This window comes from Psychrobacillus sp. (assembly GCF_056205495.1).
In genome coordinates, this window is record NZ_JBAEAP010000337.1 from 1 (window position 1) to 4,178 (window position 4,178).

General features: G+C 38.5%; 4 protein-coding genes. All 4 read left to right on the top strand.

Features of this window, described 5'->3' with window-relative positions; genetic code table 11:
• On the top strand, window positions 1-457 hold a 457-nt coding region (locus AC06OU_RS10010; RefSeq protein WP_475855527.1), incomplete at its 5' end, for an aldehyde dehydrogenase family protein.
• 75 nt (window positions 458-532) lie between these two features.
• Complete coding sequence (locus AC06OU_RS10015; RefSeq protein WP_475855528.1) at window positions 533-1,726, top strand: ornithine--oxo-acid transaminase; 1,194 nt, start codon at window positions 533-535, stop codon at window positions 1,724-1,726.
• 82 nt (window positions 1,727-1,808) lie between these two features.
• Window positions 1,809-3,053, top strand: coding sequence for a Glu/Leu/Phe/Val family dehydrogenase (locus tag AC06OU_RS10020; protein ID WP_169359682.1), 1,245 nt, complete (start codon window positions 1,809-1,811; stop codon window positions 3,051-3,053).
• A gap of 76 nt (window positions 3,054-3,129) precedes the next feature.
• On the top strand, window positions 3,130-4,178 hold a 1,049-nt coding region (locus tag AC06OU_RS10025; protein WP_475855529.1), incomplete at its 3' end, for an iron-containing alcohol dehydrogenase.

Here is a 4,178-nt window from a genome sequence, read left to right on the forward strand (position 1 = left end):
TGCTTCTGCATTCAAAAAAATTATGAGCTATATTCCAGTTGGTAAAGAAGAAGGCCGTTTAATCACTGGCGGAGAAGGCGATGATTCAAAGGGTTACTTCATCCAACCTACTGTATTTGCTGATTTAGCTCCAGATTCTCGTATTATGCAAGAAGAAATCTTCGGACCAATTCTTGGTGTTTCTAAAGCAAAAGATTTCGACGAAGCAATTGAGATTGCTAACAACACCGAATATGGTTTAACAGGTGCTGTTATTACAAATAACCGTATGAACTTAGAAAAAGCACGTGAAGATTTCCATGTAGGTAACTTATACTTCAACCGTGGATGTACTGGTGCCATCGTTGGATACCAACCATTTGGTGGATTCAATATGTCTGGTACAGATTCTAAAGCTGGCGGACCTGATTATATTCAACTTCATATGCAAGCTAAAACAACTTCTGAAATGTTGTAATATATATGTATTAACTAATGAGATGGCAGGCAGTTTGATCATGTCTGCCTTTTCATTCAAGAAGGGGGAAAACAAATGTCAGTATCAAGTAAAGTAATTGAACAAACTGAAAAATACGGTGCAAATAATTATAATCCACTTCCAATCGTTGTTTCTGAAGCGGAAGGTGTTTGGGTAAAAGATCCAGAGGGTACTAAATATATGGATATGCTTTCTGCATATTCAGCAGTAAACCAAGGACACCGTCATCCAAAAATCATTCAAGCGTTAAAAGACCAAGCAGATCGTGTAACTTTAACTTCTCGTGCATTCCATAACGACCAGTTAGGACCATGGTATGAAAAAGTAAGTCAGTTAACGAACAAAGAAATGGTTTTACCGATGAATACTGGTGCTGAGGCTGTGGAAACAGCATTTAAGGCAGCTCGTAGATGGGCTTATGATGTAAAAGGTGTTGCTGACGATCAAGCAGAAATCATTGCTTGTAACGGTAACTTCCACGGTAGAACTATGGGTGCTGTTTCTTTATCTTCAGACCCTGAATACAAAAGAGGATTTGGACCAATGCTTCCGGGTATTAACTTAATCCCTTATGGTGATATTGAAGCACTTAAACAAGCAATTACTCCAAACACAGCAGCATTCTTAATAGAACCGATACAAGGTGAGGCAGGAATCATTATTCCACCAGAAGGATTTATGAAAGCTGCACGTGAATTATGTCGTGAAAATAACGTATTATTTATCGCAGATGAAATTCAAGCTGGATTATGCCGCACAGGTAAAATGTTCGCATGTGAATGGGAAGATATTGAACCTGATATGTATATTTTAGGTAAGGCATTAGGTGGGGGAGTTTTCCCAATCTCATGTATCGTAGCTAACCGTGATGTTCTAGAAGTGTTTAATCCAGGTTCACACGGCTCTACTTTTGGTGGGAATCCTATGGCTTGCGCAGTTTCTCTTGCAGCACTTGATGTTTTAATAGATGAAAAGCTTGCTGATCGTTCCCTAGAACTAGGTAATTACTTTATGGATGCTTTAAGAGAGATTAAACATCCTTCTATTAAAGAGATTCGTGGTCGTGGATTATTCATAGGAATGGAATTGACAGAAGCTGCAAGACCGTACTGTGAAGAACTAAAAGAGCTTGGTTTACTATGTAAAGAAACACACGATACTGTAATCCGTTTTGCTCCACCTTTAGTAATTTCAAAAGAAGAACTTGACTGGGCAATTGAGAAAATTAAAAAAGTATTTACTATTTAATAATTGTATCCCACATCGGAAATGAATTGTGTTACAATTATTTCCGATGAAATCATTATGAATTAAAGAGGCGAAATAATAAATGGCTGAAAATCTAAACCTGTTCACATCAACGCAGGCTGTCATTAAAGAGGCTTTGCAAAAATTAGGCTACGACGAGGCAATGTATGATTTGTTAAAAGAACCACTTCGTATGTTAGAGGTAAGAATCCCAGTAAGAATGGATGACAATACTGTAAAAGTATTTACTGGTTACCGTTCACAGCATAACGATGCGGTTGGACCAACAAAGGGTGGAGTCCGTTTTCACCCAGGCGTAACACCCGAAGAAATGAAAGCACTTTCTATGTGGATGACTTTAAAAGCTGGAATCGTTGATCTTCCATACGGTGGAGGTAAAGGTGGAGTAGCTTGTGATCCACGTGAAATGTCAATGGGAGAAATTGAACGTCTAAGCCGTGGCTATGTACGTGCAATTAGCCAAATTGTTGGACCAACAAAAGATATACCTGCTCCAGACGTTTTTACAAATGCGCAAATTATGGCATGGATGATGGATGAATATAGTCGCATGGACCAATTTAACTCTCCAGGATTTATTACTGGTAAACCTTTAGTTCTTGGTGGCTCTCAAGGTCGTGACCGTGCAACAGCACAAGGTGTTACAATTATTATTAATGAAGCAGCTAAGAAACGCGGCATTGATATGATGGGTGCTAGAGTGGTTATTCAAGGTTTCGGAAACGCAGGAAGCTTCCTTGCTAAGTTCTTGAGCGATCAAGGTGCAAAAGTAATTGGTATTTCTGATGCTTACGGTGCTTTACATGACCCTAATGGCTTAGATATAGATTATTTATTAGATCGTCGTGATAGCTTTGGAACAGTAACAACTTTGTTTGAAAACACTATTTCTAATGAAGAGTTATTAGAATTAGATTGTGATATTTTAGTACCAGCTGCTATTGAAAACCAAATTACTTCTGACAATGCTCATAATATTAAGGCAAATATAGTAGTAGAAGCAGCAAATGGCCCTACTACTTCAGAGGCTACTAGAATTCTATATGAACGTGGAATCTTACTAGTTCCTGACGTATTAGCTAGTGCCGGTGGAGTTACTGTATCTTACTTTGAGTGGGTACAAAATAACCAAGGTTACTACTGGACAGAGGACGAAGTTAACGATAAGTTAGTGAAAAAAATGGTTGATGCATTTGAAAATATCTACGAAGTAGCTTCTACTCGTAATATAGATATGCGTTTAGCTGCATATATGGTTGGTGTACGTAGAACTGCAGAAGCTTCACGCTTCCGTGGCTGGGTATAATCAATAGGTTGAACCGCTTGTATTTTGCAAGCGGGTTTTTATATGATAAGTATTGTAAAGAAAGGGGATAAAGAATATGAATGCATTTTCTTTTTATAATCCAGTCAAATTAATTTTTGGTAAAGGACAATTATCGAAACTACCTACGGAGCTTTCTGTATTTGGAAAAAAAGTTCTATTAGTATACGGTGGTGGGAGTATCAAAAAAAATGGCTTATATGATGAGGTAATGAGCCATTTAAATGAAGCTGGCATGGAAGTCTTTGAATTAGCTGGAGTTGAGCCTAATCCTAGACTGTCTACCGCTAAACGAGGTGCCGACCTTTGTAAGTCTGAGGGGATTGAAGTGGTACTAGCAGTAGGGGGCGGTTCTGTAATAGACTGCACTAAACTAATAGTAGCTGCTGCAAAATATGACGGAGATCCATGGGACTTAGTTACACGTAAAGCATTTCCGAAAGAAGCGCTTCCTTTTGGTACTGTTTTGACTTTAGCAGCAACTGGCTCTGAAATGAATTCCGGTTCTGTTATTACAAATGAAGACACGTTAGAAAAATACGGCTGGGGCAGTCCATTAGTTTTTCCTAAGTTTTCAATATTAGACCCTGTTAACACGTTTACAGTTCCGTTAGATCAAACGGTATATGGAATTGTTGATATGATGTCTCATATGTTCGAGCAATATTATAACAATGGTAATAATACTCCAGTTCAAGATGAAATGATTGAGGGGGCTTTACGTACAGTTATAGATGCCGCTCCTAAGCTAGTAAATGACTTAGAAAACTACGAACTAAGAGAAACTATACTGTTTGCAGGAACACTAGGATTAAATGGATTCTTACAAATGGGATATAACGGTGACTGGGCAAGCCATAACATAGAGCACGCCGTATCAGCTGTTTATGATATTCCTCATGCAGGAGGATTGGCAATCATTTTCCCAAGATGGATGCGTCATAACCTACATGTAAATCCTGAGCGATTTGCTAAGCTAGCTGTTAAAGTGTTCCAAGTAGATCCTTCAGGTAAAACGACGGAGGAAATTGGATTAGAAGGTATTGAGAAATTACCTGCATTTTGGGCTTCCTTAGGGGCACCTAAAAATCTATCGGATTACAACAT